At 69.8% G+C, this 17,128-nt stretch carries 17 protein-coding genes; 5 read left to right on the plus strand and 12 right to left on the minus strand.

Annotation, left to right across the window (positions count from 1 at the left end):
* Positions 1-9: 9 nt before the first annotated feature.
* From CRP55_RS24295 to CRP55_RS24305, 3 genes are all read left to right on the plus strand, one after another.
* Positions 10-1,047, plus strand: coding sequence for a GlxA family transcriptional regulator (locus CRP55_RS24295; RefSeq protein WP_097322436.1), 1,038 nt, complete (start codon positions 10-12; stop codon positions 1,045-1,047).
* Between the two features lie 181 nt (positions 1,048-1,228).
* Positions 1,229-1,924: a histidine phosphatase family protein gene (locus tag CRP55_RS24300; RefSeq protein WP_097322437.1), complete on the plus strand. Its 696-nt coding sequence runs from the start codon at positions 1,229-1,231 to the stop codon at positions 1,922-1,924.
* 54 nt (positions 1,925-1,978) lie between these two features.
* A complete protein-coding gene (locus tag CRP55_RS24305) occupies positions 1,979-3,484 on the plus strand; it encodes a CPBP family intramembrane glutamic endopeptidase (protein ID WP_143234851.1) in 1,506 nt (501 codons plus the stop codon).
* A 21-nt stretch (positions 3,485-3,505) separates the two neighbouring features.
* On the opposite strand, the gene CRP55_RS24310 is transcribed toward CRP55_RS24305, so the two are convergent.
* Genes CRP55_RS24310 through CRP55_RS24350 form a run of 9 tightly spaced genes read right to left on the minus strand, consistent with a single transcriptional unit; the run spans position 3,506 to position 10,732 of the window.
* Positions 3,506-4,255 carry a maleylpyruvate isomerase family mycothiol-dependent enzyme gene (locus CRP55_RS24310; protein WP_097322439.1) on the minus strand — a complete coding sequence of 250 codons (750 nt, stop codon included), beginning with the start codon at positions 4,253-4,255 and terminating at the stop codon, positions 3,506-3,508.
* Between the two features lie 30 nt (positions 4,256-4,285).
* The gene (locus CRP55_RS24315; protein ID WP_438865814.1) at positions 4,286-4,708 is read right to left on the minus strand and encodes a metal-sulfur cluster assembly factor; all 423 of its coding nucleotides are present in this window, start codon (positions 4,706-4,708) and stop codon (positions 4,286-4,288) included.
* On the minus strand, positions 4,621-5,076 hold the full coding sequence (sufU, locus tag CRP55_RS24320; protein ID WP_097322440.1) for a Fe-S cluster assembly sulfur transfer protein SufU: 456 nt from the start codon (positions 5,074-5,076) through the stop codon (positions 4,621-4,623). The genes CRP55_RS24315 and sufU overlap by 88 nt, the downstream gene beginning before the upstream one ends.
* Complete coding sequence (locus tag CRP55_RS24325) at positions 5,076-6,305, minus strand: cysteine desulfurase (RefSeq protein WP_097322441.1); 1,230 nt, start codon at positions 6,303-6,305, stop codon at positions 5,076-5,078. Before CRP55_RS24325 ends, sufU begins: the two co-directional genes overlap by 1 nt.
* Positions 6,306-6,325: 20 nt before the next feature.
* Positions 6,326-7,087 carry a Fe-S cluster assembly ATPase SufC gene (gene sufC / locus CRP55_RS24330; protein ID WP_097322442.1) on the minus strand — a complete coding sequence of 254 codons (762 nt, stop codon included), beginning with the start codon at positions 7,085-7,087 and terminating at the stop codon, positions 6,326-6,328.
* Positions 7,084-7,416, minus strand: a complete 333-nt coding sequence (locus CRP55_RS24335; RefSeq protein WP_097322443.1) for a non-heme iron oxygenase ferredoxin subunit — start codon at positions 7,414-7,416, stop codon at positions 7,084-7,086. The genes sufC and CRP55_RS24335 overlap by 4 nt, the downstream gene beginning before the upstream one ends.
* On the minus strand, positions 7,413-8,540 hold the full coding sequence (sufD, locus tag CRP55_RS24340; RefSeq protein WP_097322444.1) for a Fe-S cluster assembly protein SufD: 1,128 nt from the start codon (positions 8,538-8,540) through the stop codon (positions 7,413-7,415). Before sufD ends, CRP55_RS24335 begins: the two co-directional genes overlap by 4 nt.
* Before the next feature lie 45 nt (positions 8,541-8,585).
* Positions 8,586-10,007, minus strand: a complete 1,422-nt coding sequence (sufB, locus tag CRP55_RS24345) for a Fe-S cluster assembly protein SufB (RefSeq protein WP_097322445.1) — start codon at positions 10,005-10,007, stop codon at positions 8,586-8,588.
* Positions 10,004-10,732: a helix-turn-helix transcriptional regulator gene (locus CRP55_RS24350; RefSeq protein ID WP_143234853.1), complete on the minus strand. Its 729-nt coding sequence runs from the start codon at positions 10,730-10,732 to the stop codon at positions 10,004-10,006. Before CRP55_RS24350 ends, sufB begins: the two co-directional genes overlap by 4 nt.
* 116 nt (positions 10,733-10,848) lie before the next feature.
* On the opposite strand from CRP55_RS24350, the gene CRP55_RS24355 reads away from it, so the two are divergent.
* Positions 10,849-11,811: a COX15/CtaA family protein gene (locus tag CRP55_RS24355; protein WP_245923348.1), complete on the plus strand. Its 963-nt coding sequence runs from the start codon at positions 10,849-10,851 to the stop codon at positions 11,809-11,811.
* A gap of 456 nt (positions 11,812-12,267) precedes the next feature.
* Here the strand turns inward: CRP55_RS24355 and CRP55_RS24360 are convergent, their stop codons facing one another.
* From CRP55_RS24360 to CRP55_RS24370, 3 genes are all read right to left on the minus strand, one after another.
* Entirely contained in the window at positions 12,268-13,170 is a 903-nt protein-coding gene (locus CRP55_RS24360; protein WP_097322447.1) for an ATP-grasp domain-containing protein, read from the minus strand.
* Positions 13,171-13,179: 9 nt separating this feature from the next.
* Complete coding sequence (locus CRP55_RS24365) at positions 13,180-13,473, minus strand: hypothetical protein (protein WP_097322448.1); 294 nt, start codon at positions 13,471-13,473, stop codon at positions 13,180-13,182.
* Between the two features lie 315 nt (positions 13,474-13,788).
* The gene (locus CRP55_RS24370) at positions 13,789-14,730 is read right to left on the minus strand and encodes a heme o synthase (RefSeq protein ID WP_097322449.1); all 942 of its coding nucleotides are present in this window, start codon (positions 14,728-14,730) and stop codon (positions 13,789-13,791) included.
* A 260-nt stretch (positions 14,731-14,990) separates the two neighbouring features.
* On the opposite strand from CRP55_RS24370, the gene tkt reads away from it, so the two are divergent.
* On the plus strand, positions 14,991-17,123 hold the full coding sequence (gene tkt / locus CRP55_RS24375; protein WP_097322450.1) for a transketolase: 2,133 nt from the start codon (positions 14,991-14,993) through the stop codon (positions 17,121-17,123).
* The last annotated feature ends 5 nt before the right edge of the window (positions 17,124-17,128 follow it).

Raw genomic sequence — 17,128 nt, forward strand, 5'->3', positions numbered from 1 at the left:
GTTCCAGCCATGACACGTGACCGGGCCACGATCGGCGTGCTCATCGGCGACGGCGCCTCGATCCTCGAGGTGGCGGTCGCCCCGCGCGTCTTCGAGATCGACCACGGCCCACGCGGCGGCCCCACCTTCGAGCTGCTGACGGCCGGCGAACATCCCGGTCCGCTCGCGACGACCGGCGGCATCACACTGAGCGCACCGCATCCCCTGTCCGCCCTCGACCGGGCCGGGGTGGTCATCGTCCCCGGCTGGCGACGCCCCGGCGGACCCCCGGTCGCAGATCCAGTTCTGAAGAGCTTGGTTCGGGCGTACGCCGAGGGCGCCACCGTGGTCGGCCTCTGCCTCGGAGCTTTCGTCCTGGCCGAGGCCGGCCTGCTCGACGGGCGCCGGGCCACCACCCACTGGGTGTGCCTGCCCGAGTTCACGTCACAGTTCCCGAAGGTCGAGGTCGTCCACGACGCGCTCTTCGTCGACGAGGGCCGCCTGATCACCAGCGCCGGCAGCGCCGCCGGCTTGGACGCCTGCCTGCACCTGCTGCGCCGCGACCACGGCCCGGAGGTCGCCAACGCCACCGCCCGCGCCCTGGTCGTGGCCCCACAACGGGCCGGAGGCCAGGCCCAGTTCGTCGAACGCCCGGTACCCACCCTCGGCCACGGCGACCCGATCACCGACGCCATGCGCTACGCCCTGGAACACCTCGACGACACCACCCTGGACATCGACCGCCTGGCCGCCGCCGCCCGCCTGAGCCGCCGAAGCTTCGACCGCCGCTTCCGCGAGACCGCCGGCTGCTCCCCACTGCAGTGGCTGCTGCACCAGCGCATCCTGCGGGCCCAGCACATCCTCTCCACCACCGACCTCCCGATGAACGCCGTGGCCCGCTCCAGCGGCTTCACCGACGCCGTAGCAATGCGCCCCCACTTCCGCCGCCTGGTAGGCGTCCCACCCCAGTCGTACCGCGAAAGCTTCCACCCCACCGCCACCCCTCACGCTCCTTCCCCGCCAGCCGCCGATAGCGCGCCCACCCACTCCCGCCCAGCCGGCCAGTAGCGCCCCACATCCCTTCCCCGCCCAGCGCCAGCCCTCGACAGCGCACCCAACCCCCTTCCCCGCCGGGCTCACCGCCCAGCGCCGCCCGCCAACCATTGGCCAGCCCTCTCCGACCCGCCATTTCCCCCGCCTGACCCGGCGCTTGTCGTCGATGGCGGGTGGGGCGGGATAGGGTTCGATCATGGGTGTTGTTGCCGAACTTGTTCTTGTCCGGCACGGGCAGAGCCTGGCCAACGTTGCTTTTCCCGACGCTGACGCCAAGGGTCTGCTGGAGGCGGAGGTGAGTGGCCGCGACGCCGAGGTGCCGCTGACCGAGCGCGGGGAGCAGCAGGCGGCCGCGCTGGGCGAGTGGCTCGGCCAGTTGCCCGAGACCGACCGGCCCCAGGTGGTCATCACGTCGCCGTACCTGCGGGCGCGGGAGACGTGGCGGCTGGCGGCGAAGGCGTCCGGCGTCGACCTGCCCGCGCCGGCCACCGACGATCGGCTGGTCGACCGTCTGCTCGGTGACCTGGAGATGATGACCCGGGCCGCCGTGGCCGAGCGTTTTCCGGGCGAGGCGAAGCGCCGCACCGACGCCGGCGAGTACCGCTACGCCCCGCCGAACGGCGAGTCGTTCGCCGACATCGAGGTGCGCCTCGGCGCCTTCCTCGACGACCTCAACCGCGACCACGACGGCGAGCGGGTCATCGTGGTCGCCCACGACGCCGTCGTCCTGATGATGCGGGCCGTCATCGAGAAGCTCGACTGGGATCAGGTCGTCGCGGCCGAACGCGCCGCCGGCAATGTCCGCAACGCGTCGCTCTCCCGCTTCGTCGAGGTCGACGGCCGGCTCGAGCTGGCCTACTACAACTCGGTGGATCACCTGCCGCAGGGCTGAGACCAGCCGAACGGTGGTTGCCGCGACGGCACCGGATCGTCATGATCTTCGATCGTGCTTGCCGAAGTGCTCGTCGTGGCGCTGGTCCTCGCGCTCCTGGCCGACGTGGTCACCAACCTGCTGCGCCCGGGCCGGTCCATGGCCCAGATCGAGGCACGGCCGGACGGGCGGATCTGGTTCTACCGCCGCTTCCTGTTCGGCGGCTGGACGCTGGCCGTCTTCGCACTCCTGCCGGTCGTCGACAGCGGCAAGCTGACCCTGGCCGACCTGGGCCTGACCTGGTCGGGCGGCGGTGTGGCGGCCCCGGCGCCGTCGTACGCCCCCGCCCTGGCCTGGGTCTTGACGGCGTTCCTGCTGGCAGTCCTGGTGATCAGCGGCAACCGCCTGCGCCGTCACGTGCTGGCCGGCGGCACCGTGGCCACACGGGAGAAGGCCGCGCCGATGTTCCCGCGCACACCCCGCGAACGCGGCCTGGCCACAGCCGTCGCGGTCACCGCCGGCATCACCGAGGAGATCATCTTCCGCGGTCTCCTCGTCGCCGCCGGAGTCGCACTCTTCGACCTGCCGCTGGTGGCCGCCTGCGCGCTCAGCATCGTCCTCTTCGCAGCGACCCACCTCTACCAGGGCCCGCAGGGCGTCTACGGCGCCGCCGCCCTGGCCGTAGCCTTCACCGGCATCACCGTCCTGTCCGGCACCCTCCTCCCCGCGATCATCCTGCACGTCATCGTCGACCTGATCGCCTTCCTGCACATCCCACCCCCGGCCCTCGGCCCCACCCCAGCCGAGGCCCACCCCTCAGCCCCGCACCCGGGCGCACCACGGCAAGACGCCCCGCACCAGGGCACGCCCTGGCAAGACGCCCCGCAGCCGGTCGCGCCGCGGCAGAACGCCACGCAGCCGGTCGCGCCACGGCAAGACGCCCCGCAGCGGGTCGCGTCGCGACAGAACGCCGCCCAGCACGGCGCGCCGCGGCCGGGCACCCCGTGGCAAGAAGCCACACAGCCAAGCACCCCGTGGCAGGAGGCCACGCAGCCGGGCACCCCGCGGCCGGGCGCGCCGACAGTGGCGCGGCCCTCAAGCGCAGCGGTGGAAGCAGGTGCTCTGACGAGGGCCGAGCTCACCGCCGCGCCGGCAAACGGCCAGCCGATCGAAACCCCACCAACCGCCCCTCCGCAGGCGAGCGCGGCAGGAAAAGCGGGCCCGCCGTCGAAAGCCCAGCTCACCAACAGCCAGCCGATCGGAACCCCATCCGCCTCCCAGCCGGGATCGCCGCGGGCGAGCGCGACAGCGGAAGCAGCAGCGCCGAAAAGCGGCCGGACGACCGATGAGCCACCCACGAGCGCAAAAGCGCCAGGAAGCGACCAGGTCATCGACGAGCCGCCCGCGAGCGCGACCGCGGAAGCCGGCGCGCTGACCAACGGCCAGGTGACGGCGGTGGCCGAGCCCGTGCTGGCCGGGGCGGCGAGCGGCGTGGGGCCACGCCACGTTCCGGTCGTGCCGGGGCCGGCTCCGGCCGGTCCTCTGGTTCCCAAGCTGCGGCGGCCGGCGCCGGGGGCTTAGTCGATCAGGGGGCAGGGCGACTCAGTCGTTGTCGATGAAGCCCTGCAGCTCGGTCAGCACCCCGCGGTCGCCGTCGACGCGCAGGCCGTCGAAGGGGACGCGGCCGTAGAGGGCCAGCACCAGGTCGCTCGCCGAGCCGTGCACCGTGGCCACCGGGTCGCCGGCGGCCGGTGGGTCGAGGCGTACACCTGAAGGGGAAAGGTCGACCGTGAAGACCGGGCCGTCGGTCGCCGAGAACGCGATGCGCGCCGGCCGATGGGGCCACTCGCCCGTCGAGGCCAGCCCGACCGACAGGAACTCGGCCACCCCGTCGACCGCGATCGCGGCCGGCAGCGGCTCGGCCTTGCCGGTCGTCTCCTGCGCGTCGAAGGCGTGCACCGCCGCCTCCTGCACCTGATGGCGCGCCACCGCCCCCGCGGTCAGTGGCGTGCCCGACGCGGCCCACCAGGCCCACACCGGCGTGTCCGCCTGCGCCCCGCGCAGCGCCGCCAGCAGCAGCTCGGTCGACGCGGCCGACCACTCCACCAGATCGCCGTGCGGATGCTGGTCGGTGACGTCGTCGTCGCCCGGCTGCCGCGTGGGGTCGGCCATGCTCACCGCACCCGCCCAGAACCGATGGACGGCGCCGAGATGCGCGACCAGGTCGGTCAGCGTCCACTCGGGACAGCCGGGCACGCGGGCCGACCGGTCCGGCGCGGCGGCGAGCGCGGAACGCAGCGCCGCCGACCGATCGTCGATGAGAGACAGGAGCTCGGCGTAAGGGATAGTCATACCCGGATTTGTACCAGCCGGGTGTGACAGTCAGACGTTGAACCCCAGGGCCCGCAGCTGCTCGCGCCCGTCGTCCGTGATCTTGTCGGGGCCCCACGGCGGCAGCCACACCCAGTTGATCCGGAAGTCGGAGACGATGCCGCCGCCGGGTCCGGCCGTCAGGGCCGTCCGGGTCTGGTCCTCGATCACGTCGGTCAGCGGGCAGGCCGCCGACGTCAGCGTCATGTCGAGCGTGGCCACGTTGTCGTCGTCCACGTGCGTGCCGTAGACGAGGCCGAGGTCGACCACGTTGATGCCGAGCTCGGGGTCGACGACATCCTTCATCGCCTCCTCGATATCGGCGATAGAAGCCTTCGCGACGTCAGTCATGCCTTCACCTCCGGGGCAGCGCCCACATCTACACCGGCGCGCGCCGCGGCGTCCTTGAACGCCATCCACGGCAGCAGCGCACATTTGACCCGGGCCGGGAACTTCGCCACTCCGGCGAAGGCCACCGCGTCCCCCAGCACGTCCTCGTCGGGTTCGACCTGGCCGCGCCCCTGCATCAGCTCCACGAACGCCTCGTGGATTCCCGCGATGTCGTCAGCGTCGCGCCCCTGGAGCAGCTCGTACAGCACCGACGCGGAGGCCTGGCTGATCGAGCACCCCAGCCCATCGTACGAAATGTCAGAAAAATCAGCTGCAACCCGAACGGTGATCTCGTCCCCGCACGTGGGGTTGACGTGGTGCGCCTCCCCGTCGAACGGATCACGCAGTCCACGCCCGTGCGGGTGCTTGTAGTGATCGAGAATGATCTCCTGGTAGAGCCCGTCCAGCATCATCAGGCGAACACCTTCCGCACCTGGTCGAGGCCGCGCGCGAGGGCGTCGATCTCGTCCGTGGTCGTGTAGAGGTAGAACGACGCCCGCGTCATCGCCGGCACCCCGAACCGGGCGCACACCGGCTTGGCGCAGTGGTGACCGACCCGCACCTCGACGCCGAGCGCGTCCAGCACCTGCCCCACGTCGTGCGGGTGCACCCCTTCGACGTCGAAGGACAGGGTTCCTCCGCGGCCTTCCGGCGTGGCCGGGCCGAACAGGCGCACATAAGGCACATCGGCCAGGACCTTCAGCGCGTACGCCGTGATGTCCTGCTCGTGCTGGTGGACGGCGTCCATGCCGAGCGCGTTCAGGTAGTCCACGGCCGCGCCGAGCCCGATGGCCTCGGCGATCGGCGGCGTGCCGGCCTCGAAGCGGGCCGGCGGCGGCGCGTACGTCGTCCGGGCCATCGTGACCGTCTCGATCATCGATCCGCCGGCCAGGAACGGCGGCATCTCGGCCAGCAGGTCGTACCGGCCCCAGAGGACGCCGATGCCGGTCGGGCCGAGCATCTTGTGCCCGGTGAACGCGATGAAGTCGGCCCCCAGCGTGCGCACGTCGACCGGCAGGTGCGGCACCGACTGCGAGGCGTCGAGCATGACCAGCGCGCCGACCTGCTTGGCCCGCTCGACGATCCGCGACAGATCGTTGATCGTGCCGAGCGTGTTCGACATGTGCACGACCGAGACGATCTTCGTGCGCTCGTTGACGAGCTCATCCAAAGAGGACTCGTCGAGCCGCCCGTCGTCGGTCACCCCGAACCAGCGGAGCGTGGCGCCCGTACGCTCACAAAGCAGTTGCCAGGGAACGATGTTGGAGTGGTGCTCCATCTCGGAGATCACGACCTCGTCGCCCGGCTTCAGGCTGAGGTGCTGCCCGAGCGAGTGCGCGACCAGGTTGATCGCCTCGGTCGAGTTCTTCGTGAAGATGATCTCGTCGGGGTTCGTCGCGCCGATGAACGTCGCGATCTTGCCGCGGGCGTCCTCGTACGCCGACGTGGCCTCGGTGCCGAGCGTGTGCACCGAGCGGGACACGTTGCCGTTGTGCCGCTCGTTGTGCTCGCGCATGACCTCGAGCACCTGCCGGGGTTTCTGCGAGGTGTTGGCGCTGTCCAGATAAACCAGCGGGTGGCCGTTGACCTCCCGCGAGAGGATCGGGAAGTCGGCTCGGACCCGGGCCACGTCGAACGTCACTGCATGCTCCTCAGAGGAAATCAGACGCGGGTGCCGACGTAACGCTCGTAGCCTTCGGCTTCCAGCTGCTCGGCGAGCTCCGGGCCGCCCTCCTGGACGATCTTGCCGGCGACGAAGACGTGCACGAAGTCCGGCTTGATGTAGCGCAGGATGCGGGTGTAGTGGGTGATCAGCAGCAGGCCGGTCTCGCCGGTCTCGCGCACCCGGTTCACGCCCTCGCTGACGATGCGCAGCGCGTCGATGTCGAGGCCCGAGTCGGTCTCGTCGAGGATCGCCATCTTCGGCTTCAGCAGCTCGAGCTGCATGATCTCGTGCCGCTTCTTCTCACCGCCGGAGAAGCCCTCGTTGACGTTGCGCTGGGCGAACGCCGGGTCCATCTGGAGCTTCTCCATGGCGCCGCGCAGCTCGCCGGCCCAGGTCCGCAGCTTCGGGGCCTCGCCGTCGATGGCGGTCTTGGCCGTACGGAGGAAGTTCGCCACCGAGACGCCGGGCACCTCGACCGGGTACTGCATGGCCAGGAACAGGCCGGCGCGGGCCCGCTCGTCGACGGTCATGTCGAGCACGTTCTCGCCGTCGAGGGTGACCGTGCCGCCGGTGATCTCGTACTTCGGGTGGCCCGCGATGGAGTACGCCAGCGTCGACTTGCCCGAGCCGTTCGGACCCATGATGGCGTGGGTCTCGCCCGACTTCACGGTGAGGTCGACCCCGGCCAGGATCGGCTTCAGCTCGCCCTCGGGCAGCTTGACCGACACCTGCAGGTCGCGGATCTCCAGGGTGCTCACGGGTTTACTCCATTGCTCGGAATAGTCGATACATAGATGTCGCCGTCGCGGATCTCGACGGGGAAGGTCGCCACCGGTTCGAAGGCGGGTGGGCCGCTGGGCTCGCCGGTGCGCAGGTCGAAGCGCGAGCCGTGCAGCCAGCACTCGAGCGTGCACCCGTCGACCTCACCCTCGGAGAGGGCCACCGAGGCGTGACTGCACTCGTCGCGTACGGCGTAGAAGTTGTCGTCGTCGGCGTGCACGACGGCGATCTCGGTGCCGTCGAGCTCCACCGAGATCACCTCGCCCTTGGCGACATCGGCCGCGGGGCCGACGAGCTCGAAGCTCACGCTCCGGCCTCCACCAGCCGCGCCTCGATCACGTCGCCCAGACGCTCGCGAAGAGCCTCGCTGGGGATCTTGTTGATCAGCTCGGCGAAGAAGCCGCGCACCACGAGCTTGCGCGCCTCGCCCTCGGGAATGCCGCGGGCCATCAGGTAGAACAGCTGCTCCTCGTCGAAGCGGCCGGTCGCGCTGGCGTGGCCGGCGCCGACGATCTCGCCGGTCTCGATCTCGAGGTTCGGCACGGAGTCGGCCCGGGCGCCATCGGTCAAAATCAAGTTCCGATTGATCTCGTACGTGTCGGTGCCGGTGGCCGCCGCGCGGATGAGCACGTCGCCGACCCAGACGGTGTGCGCCGAGGCGCCCTGGAGCGCGCCGCGGTACCCCACGTAGCTGCGGCAGTCCTGGACGGCGTGGTCCACGAGCTGCCGGTGCTCGAAGTGCTGACCGGCGTCGGCGAAGTAGAGGCCCCACAGCTCGGCGTCGCCGCCGCGGCCCGCGTATTCCACACTCGTGAACTGGCGGACCAGGTCGCCGCCGAGCGCCACCTGCACGTGCTGGACCCGGGCGTCCTTGCCGACCCGGAACTTCACGTGCTGCGCCTGCACCGCGCCGGCGTCCCACTCGGCCAGCGTGACGAAGGTCAGCTGCGCGCTGTCGCCGATGACGACCTCGACGTTGTCGGCCAGGGTGGCCGTGCCGGTCTGCTCGAGGATCAGGGTCAGCTTGGAGAAGGCGCCGACCTTGACGACCGTACGGGCCGCCGCCGCGTCCCCGCCCTTGCCCACGATCCGGATGACGACCGGGTCGGCCAGCTCCGTCTCGGTCGCCACGTCGATCTGCGTGACGTGGGCGGCCGAGCCGTAGGCCAGGGCGCTGACCCGGTCGAACGGGGTCAGGATGGCGTCGGCCGTCGCGACCTCGCGCACGGAGACGCCGACCGGCAGGTCGCCGTGCTCGACCGAGGGCGCCACGCCGGTCAGCGTGGTCGCCTTGATCAGGTCACCCAGGCGCTTGATCGGGGTGAAACGCCAGTCCTCCTCCAGGCCGGTGACGGCCGGGAAGTCGTTGACGTCGAAGGAGCGCAGCACCTGCGACTTGGTGCTCGGCGGGGCGATGGCCTCGGTAGTCATTTCTTCCTTAATCGTCTCTGGGTGCTCTCGCCGACTCAACCGCCGTCAGCCGACGGCGCCTTCCATCTGAAGCTCGATCAGCCGGTTCAGCTCCAGGGCGTACTCCATCGGAAGCTCCTTGGCGATCGGCTCGATGAAGCCACGCACGATCATCGCCATCGCCTCGTCCTCGGTGAGACCGCGGCTCATCAGGTAGAAGAGCTGGTCGTCAGAGACCTTGGAGACGGTCGCCTCGTGCCCCATCGCCACGTCGTCCTCGCGGATGTCGACGTAAGGGTAGGTGTCCGAGCGGGACACGGTGTCGACAAGGAGTGCGTCGCACTTGACGGTGCTCTTGGAGCTCGAGGAGCCCTCGAGGACCTGGACCAGGCCGCGGTACGAGGTGCGGCCGCCGCCGCGGGCGATCGACTTGGAGATGATCGTCGAGGAGGTGTGCGGCGCGGCGTGCACCATCTTGGCGCCGGAGTCCTGGTGCTGGCCCTCGCCGGCCATGGCGATGGAGAGGACCTCGCCCTTGGCGTGCGGGCCGGTCATGTAGACGGCCGGGTACTTCATGGTCACCTTGGAGCCGATGTTGCCGTCGACCCACTCCATGGTCGCGCCCTCTTCGCAGGTGGCGCGCTTGGTGACCAGGTTGTAGACGTTGTTCGACCAGTTCTGGATGGTCGTGTACCGCACCCGGGCGTTCTTCTTGACGACGATCTCGACGACCGCGGAGTGCAGCGAGTCGGACGAGTAGATCGGCGCCGTGCAGCCCTCGACGTAGTGCACGTACGAGCCCTCGTCGGCGATGATCAGCGTCCGCTCGAACTGGCCCATGTTCTCGGTGTTGATCCGGAAGTAGGCCTGCAGCGGGATGTCGACGTGCACACCCTTCGGCACGTAGATGAAGGAGCCACCCGACCACACCGACGTGTTCAGCGCGGCGAACTTGTTGTCGCCGACCGGGATGACGGTGCCGAAGTACTCCTGGAAGAGCTCCGGGTGCTCCTTGAGCGCGGTGTCGGTGTCGAGGAACAGGACGCCCTGCTCCTCGAGGTCCTCGCGGATCGCGTGATAGACGACCTCGGACTCGTACTGCGCGGCGACGCCGGCCACGAGGCGCTGCTTCTCGGCCTCGGGGATGCCCAGCTTGTCGTACGTGGCCTTGATGTCCTCAGGCAGCTCTTCCCAGCTCGCGGCCTGCTTCTCGGTCGAGCGCACGAAGTACTTGATGTTCTGGAAGTCGATGCCGGTGAGGTCGGCGCCCCAGTTCGGCATGGGCTTGCGGTCGAACAGGCGCAGGCCCTTGAGCCGGAGGTTGAGCATCCACTCCGGCTCGTTCTTCTTGGCGGAGATGTCGCGCACCACGGCCTCGGACAGGCCACGCTGCGCCGCGGCGCCGGCGATGTCCGAGTCGGCCCAGCCGTACTCGTACTTGCCGAGGGCGGCGAGGTGCTCTTCCTGAGTAGCGATCTGGTCGGTCATGTATCTGTCCTAACCGTGGTTGCGTCGGTTACTCGTCGTGCTGGGGCTGGAATGTGCGTGGTGCACACCCCATCTCCGTGCGCGATGGTGGCGAGGCGCTGCACGTGGGTGCCGATGAGGCGGGAAATGACCTCGGTCTCGGCGTCGCACAGCTGAGGGAACTCGGCAGCCACGTGGGCCACCGGGCAGGAGTGCTGGCACAGCTGGCCGCCGGACGCGATCGTGGTCGCGTTGGCAGCGTAGCCCTCGGCGGTCAGCGCCTCGGCGAGCGCCTCGGCCCGGGCGATCGGGTCGTCACCGGCCTCCAGCAGCGCCGCCCGGCAGCGCTCCTCGAGGGCGACGACCTGGGTCGCGGCGAAGGCGGAGATCGCCTCGGCGCCGTGCTGGTCGGCGATCCAGCGCAGCGCGGCCGTCGCTATACCGTCGTAGAAGTGCGGGTTGAGGTTTTCCCGCGCGGCGGTGGTGAGGGCGAAGGTCTTGGCCGGCCGTCCGCGCCCGCGCGGGCGCGTGTTGCGGACCTCGCGGACCTCCACGAGGCGGTCGGCGAACATCGCGTCGAGGTGCTTGCGGATGGCTGCGGGGCTCAGCCCGAGCTCGGCGCCGAGCTCGGCCGCGGTGGCGGAACCGCGCTCCAGCAGCAGCTGAGCGACCCGGTCACGGGTGCGACCGTCCGACACGGTGGCCGACGCCACCGCACCGCTCGGGTTCTGCACCTCGTATTTCACTACGGCAACGTTACGTATTTCGTCACGAGCCTGCAAACCGGCCCCCCGGTGATCTGTCACACCGACTTCCGGGAGCACCGGTTTTCACGCTCAACCGCCTGCGTACGATCCCAGAGGTGAGGTTTCTACCGCTGCGCCCTCTGGCCCTGGCGTCCCTGATCGCCAACATCGCGCTGATCGTCACCGGTGCGGCGGTCCGTCTCACGGGTTCCGGGCTCGGCTGCCCGACGTGGCCCAAGTGCACCGACGCCTCGTACACCACCACCGCGGAGATGGGCGTCCACGGCGTCATCGAATTCGGCAACCGCATGCTGACCTTCGTGCTCGGCCTGCTGGCGGTGCTCTGCGTGCTGGCCGCCCTGGTGGAGAAGCCGCGGCGCCGCTCGACGGTCCTGCTCAGCGTCGCGGTCCTGGCCGGCATCCCCGGTCAGGGCGTGATCGGCGGCATCACGGTCCTCACCAAGCTCAACCCTTGGGTGGTCGGCCTGCACTTCCTGCTGTCGATCGGGCTGATCGCCCTGGCCTACTTCCTGTGGAAGAGGACGTTCGAGGGCGACGGCAAGCCGGTCGACCTGGTCCCCCGGCCCCTGCGCCACCTGGCCGCGGTCCTGACCGCGACCAGCGTCGCCGTGATCGCCATGGGCGTGGTGGTGACGGGCAGCGGCCCGCACGCCGGCGACCAGAACGCGAAGCGCAACGGCCTCGACCCGGCCACGGTCTCCCAGGCCCACGCCGACGTGGTCTTCCTGTTCATCGGCCTGACCATCGCCTTGATCTTCGCCCTGCGGGCCGTGAAGGCCCCGCGCTCCGCCAACCGCGCCGCCCTGACGCTGCTGGCCATCGTCCTGGGCCAGGGCGTGATCGGCTTCGTCCAGTACTTCACCCACCTCCCCGTCATCCTGGTCGGCGCCCACATGCTCGGCGCCGGCCTGGTCTGGACGGGCACCTTGTCGGTCTGGTGGTCCCTGCGCACCCGCCCGGCCTTGGAACAGGCCCCCACCTCACCCGCCGCCCCTTCCCCGGCCCCGGCAACCACAGACGTGGCCCCCACCGAGGAGCCGGTGCCGGCCCAGCGCTGACCCGCCGCTCCACCGCAGCGCCGGGCCTCACCCGAGGCCGGCGCTGCTTCCTTTTGCGCAAGTGCCCTGTGGATAACCGCGTGTCGTCCACAGGCGCCGAACTAAGTCCTTCATTGATCGGCGCGCTCCGGCAGGCTTTCCCGCATGCCACACAGGAGCCCCACCAGTTCCACAGTTCACACCCGAGCCGTCCTTTCGCCGCGCACGGAGCGGCCCTCGCGACGCGGCCGATCCCCGACCGGGAGAGCCCCGGCCTCGGCCGCGGAGGGCGCCACCGGGCGAGTGCTTCGTGTGATCGGTGTTCCCCCGGCCCGATCGACGTCGTGCACGCCCGCCGGCCCGCGACCGCGAAGGAGGTGGTGAGCGGGAACGAACACCGTCGAGAGCTCCGGCGGCCGCCTGTCTCCCGGGGCGGCCGCCGACCACGACACGCCCGTTCCAGCACGGGCGCGGTGGTCAGAGGCGGGCGAGGATGGCGTCGGCCAGGCGGGTGGCGGCGCCGGGGGCCTCGGTCAGGAAGAGCGAGGGCTCGGTGAGCTCGAGCTCGACCAGCAACGGGGCGCCGTCGGGGCCCGGGATGAGGTCGATGCGGGCGTAGAGGAGGCGATTCGTGCCGCCGGGGATGTGCTCGAGGACGCGGGCGGCCACGTCGAGCTCGGCCTCCGACGGCGTGCGCGGGGTGATCTGCTCGCTGCCGGGGTCGATGTTTCCCTCGTCGGGGCCGGTCAGCATCGCGCCCTTGCGGATGGAGTGGCTGAAGGCCAGCTCGCCGTCGGGGCCGGGTGTGTAGATCAGGGCCGACTCGCCTTCGGTGTCCACGGCGGCGAGGTAGGGCTGGATCATCGCGATGCGTCCGGCCGCCTGGAGGCGGGCCACGTGGGCCTCGGCCAAGTCCTGCTGCTCCGGTAGGCGGTAGCGGCCGGTGTCCTGGCTGCCGGCGCTGATCGTGGGCTTCACAACCCACTGGCCGGTCGTGGGGGCCGTCCAGGTCTGGCCGGGCGCCACGAAGTCGGTGGGGGTGACCGGCAGGCCGGCCCCGGCGAGCTCGCCCAGGTAGCGCTTGTCGGTGTTCCACTCGATGATGTCGGCCGGGTTGAGCAGGGTGGGTACGCTGCGGGCCCAGGCCACGAAGTCGGTGCGGCGCGGGACGTAATCCCACGGCGAACGGATCACGACCAGGTCGTAGCTCGCCCAGTCGGCCGCCGGGTCGTCCCAGCGGACGGCGTCGACCTCGGCGCCGCGCTCGCGCAGGGAGTCGCGCAGCGGGTGGTCGTCGTCCCACAGGTCGGGGAAGAGATCACAGGTAACGAGAGCGACCCGGGAGTTCTCCCGGGCCGCTGGACGAATAGAAGAAGTCACTGGATCTTTCTACCGGGCCATGCTCCGGCGCGACATCGACCGCCAAAGGTCGTTGCTGGGGCGCATCTGCTCCATGAGCTCGCGCTCCCACTCGTTCTCCACCTCGACGCCGGCGCTCTCACACGCCTTGCGGGCGGCGCTGGTGTCGTCGGCGAACTGGTCGGACCACTCGCCGTCCTGGCCGACGAGGACAATGCGGGCACCACGCTTGCCGACGTACTCGATGACCGCTTTGGCGCCACCGTGGCCGGCGGCGAAGGATTTGATCCCCGCGGTCAGTGTCGTATCGGAACCTTGAGCCATGACGGGCAGCGTAAGCAGTGTTTCTGGGAGAACAAGCACCTGCGGTCTTGTTTTGTGAGGGGAATTACCTGCGGGTTTAACTGCTGGACACATTGCTATCAACTGATTCGCCCGATTTGAACCCATCAACGGGTTTCCATCTATTGAGTGACCGGCCGTAACCGAAAACCGGGTCATTTCGGGCGCGTTGTGCGACGGGTGTGACGCTGCGGTAGTGCTGGGACGCCCGGATACGGCGCCGGGCGGGCCCCGGCAGCGGATTGCCGCCGGATGCCCGCCCGTGACGAGAACGAGATCGAGATCGAAGCTTAAAGATCAGACAAGGGCGTCGACCGCGACCGCGATGAACAGGATCGTCAGGTACGTGATCGACCAGTGGAACAGCCGCATCGGCTTGGCCGGCTGCCCGGCCCGGGTGCGCTTCACCAAGAGGAACGCCTCGGCCAGGAAGGCCACGCCGGTCGCGATGGCCGTGAGGCCGTAGATGAGGCCGAGGCCCAGCGGCCAGGCCGCCAGCGAGGCGGCCACGGTCAGCACCGTGTAGAGGACGATCTCGAGGTTCACGCGGCCGATCGAGCGCACCACCGGCAACATCGGGACGCCGGCGCGGGCGTAGTCGTCCTTGTACTTGATGGCCAGCGCATAGAAGTGCGGCATCTGCCAAAAGAAGACAATGGCGAAAAGCGCCCACCCGACGGCGCCCACGTCGCCCGTGACCGCGGCCCAGCCGATGATCACCGGCGCCGAGCCGCAGATGCCGCCCCAGAACGTGCTGGCGACGGTGCGCCGCTTGAGCCAGAGCGTGTAGACGACGTCGTAGTAGAAGATCGCGCCGGCGGTCAGCGCCGTGGCCAGCCAGTTGGTGAACACGGCCATCAGGGCGACGGAAATCACGGCAAGGGTCAGACCAAAGATCAAAACCGATCTCGGGGTGACGCTGTTGGCCGGCAGCGGGCGCCGCTTCGTCCGCCGCATCACCTGGTCGATGTCGCGGTCGATGTAGCAGTTCAGCGCGCTCGCGGCGCCGCCCGCCATCGCCCCGCCGATCAGCACCACGGCGAGAGTGCCCAGGTCAGGCCACCCTCCGGCGGCGACGATCATCGCCGGGATCGTGGTCACCAGCAGCAACTCGACGATCTGCGGCTTGGTCAGCGCCAGGTAGGCGCGGAACAGGGCGATGGGATCACGACGCGTCGCCTCGGCGGTGCTCTCCCGATTGCCAAGCTCCCGTTCAGAACCGGGACGCTCGGTGATCATGCTCACGGACTGCCACCTTCCGGCATCGGCACTAGCCAACTCACGACCGTTGCCGGCAGCAGCCGGCGGCACGCTGGGACAGCCTACGCTCAGCCATCTCCCCTGCTCTGACGACCCTTGCCGGGTGCATGGCGTCACACAGGACGTGTCCGCTCTCAGCGTATGGGCCTCGGGCGTTCCCCGGGCGAGGGTTTAACCCAAGTGGATAGGGTCAAGCTCAAAAGGGATTCCCAAAATCATGCCCGAGGAGCACAACCGACGTGGCTGCCACAGATCCTGCTCTCAATTGGTCCGACCTCGACCGCAAAGCGGTGGACACTGTCCGGGTGCTGGCCATGGATGCCGTCGAGAAGTCCGGCAACGGCCATCCTGGTACCGCGATGAGCCTCGCGCCGGCCGCATACCTGCTGTTCAACCGGGTCATGCGCCATGACCCCACCGATCCGCTCTGGGCCGGACGCGACCGCTTCGTGCTCTCCTGTGGGCACTCCAGCCTCACCCTCTACATTCAGCTCTACCTCAACGGCTTCGGTCTGGCCATCGACGACCTGGCCTCGCTGCGGCAGTGGGACTCGCTGACCCCCGGTCACCCCGAGTACGGGCACACCCCCGGCGTCGAGGTCACCACCGGCCCGCTCGGCCAGGGCATCGGCAACGCGGTGGGCATGGCCATGGCCGCCCGCCGCGAGCGCGGCCTGTTCGACCCCGAGACCGCCGCCGGTGACTCTCCGTTCGACCACAATGTGTACGTGCTGTGCTCGGACGGCGACATCGAAGAGGGCGTCAGCCACGAGTCGAGCGCCATCGCCGGCGTGCAGAAGCTCGGCAACCTCACGGTGATCTACGACGACAACGAGATCTCCATCGAGGACGACACCCGCATCGCCAAGAACGAGGACGTCGGCGCGCGGTACGCCGCGTACGGCTGGCACGTCCAGCACGTCGACTGGCGCAAGGGCGACCCGTCCAAGGGCAGCGAGTACCACGAGGACGTCGAGGCCCTGCACAAGGCGATCGTCGAGGCCAACAAGGTCACCGACAAGCCCTCGTTCATCGTGCTGCGCACGATCATCGGCTGGCCCGCGCCGAACAAGCAGAACACCGGCAAGATCCACGGCTCCGCGCTGGGCGCCGACGAGGTCGCCGCGACCAAGGAGATCCTCGGCTTCGACAAGAACGAGACGTTCGCGGTCGCCGAGGACGTGCTCGCGCACGCACGCCAGGTGGTCGAGCGGGGCAAGGCCGCGCACGCCGAGTGGGACACCAAGTTCCAGGCGTGGGCCAAGGGCAACCCCGAGGGCAAGGCCCTGTTCGACCGGCTCTCCGCGCACACCCTGCCCGAGGGCTGGGAAAAGGCGCTGCCCGAGTTCCCGGCTGACCCCAAGGGCCTGGCCAGCCGCGCCGCGTCGCAGCAGGTCCTCAACGCCCTGGCGCCGGTGCTGCCCGAGCTCTGGGGCGGCTCGGCCGACCTCGCCGAGAGCAACAACACCACGATGAAGGGCGAGCCGTCCTTCATCCCGTCGGAGTACGCGACGAAGGCCTTCCCGGGTAACGAGTACGGCCGCACGCTGCACTTCGGCATCCGCGAGCACGGCATGGGCTCGGTCCTCAACGGCATCACCGCCCACGGCCGCACCCGCCCGTACGGCGGAACCTTCCTGGTCTTCAGCGACTACATGCGAGGCGCCGTCCGGCTCTCCGCGCTGATGAAGCTCCCGGTCATCTACGTGTGGACGCACGACTCGATCGGTCTCGGCGAGGACGGCCCCACGCACCAGCCGATCGAGACGCTGTCGGCGCTGCGCGCCATCGTCGGCCTCGACATCGTGCGCCCGGCCGACGCCAACGAGACGGCGTACGCCTGGCGCGGCGCCATCGAGCACAACGACCGGCCGACCGGCCTGGCCCTCTCCCGCCAGAACCTGCCGACGATCGACCGCACCAAGTACGCGTCGGCCGAGGGCACCCTCAAGGGCGGCTACATCCTCTCCGAGGCCTCCACCGGCGAGCCCAAGGTGATCCTCATCGGCACCGGTTCCGAGGTGCAGTACTGCCTCGAGGCCCAGGAGCGCCTGGAGGCCGAGGGAACCCCGACGCGCGTGGTATCGATGCCGTGCCTCGAGTGGTTCTACGAGCAGGACACCGCGTACCAGCAGCAGGTGCTGCCGCGCGGCGTCAAGGCCCGGGTGACGGTGGAGGCCGGCATCCGGCAGAGCTGGGACCGGATCCTGGGCGAGGCGGGCGAGCCCGTGAGCATCGAGCACTACGGTGCGAGCGCCCCCGCCAAGATCCTCTTCGAGCAGTTCGGGTTCACCGCGGACAACGTGGTGGCCAAGGCCAACGCCGCCCTGGCCAAGGTCGGCGAGATCACCGGTCACAAGACCGGTAACTGAGGAGT

The sequence above is a fragment of the Paractinoplanes atraurantiacus genome (assembly GCF_900215205.1).
Lineage (GTDB): Bacteria > Actinomycetota > Actinomycetes > Mycobacteriales > Micromonosporaceae > Actinoplanes > Actinoplanes atraurantiacus.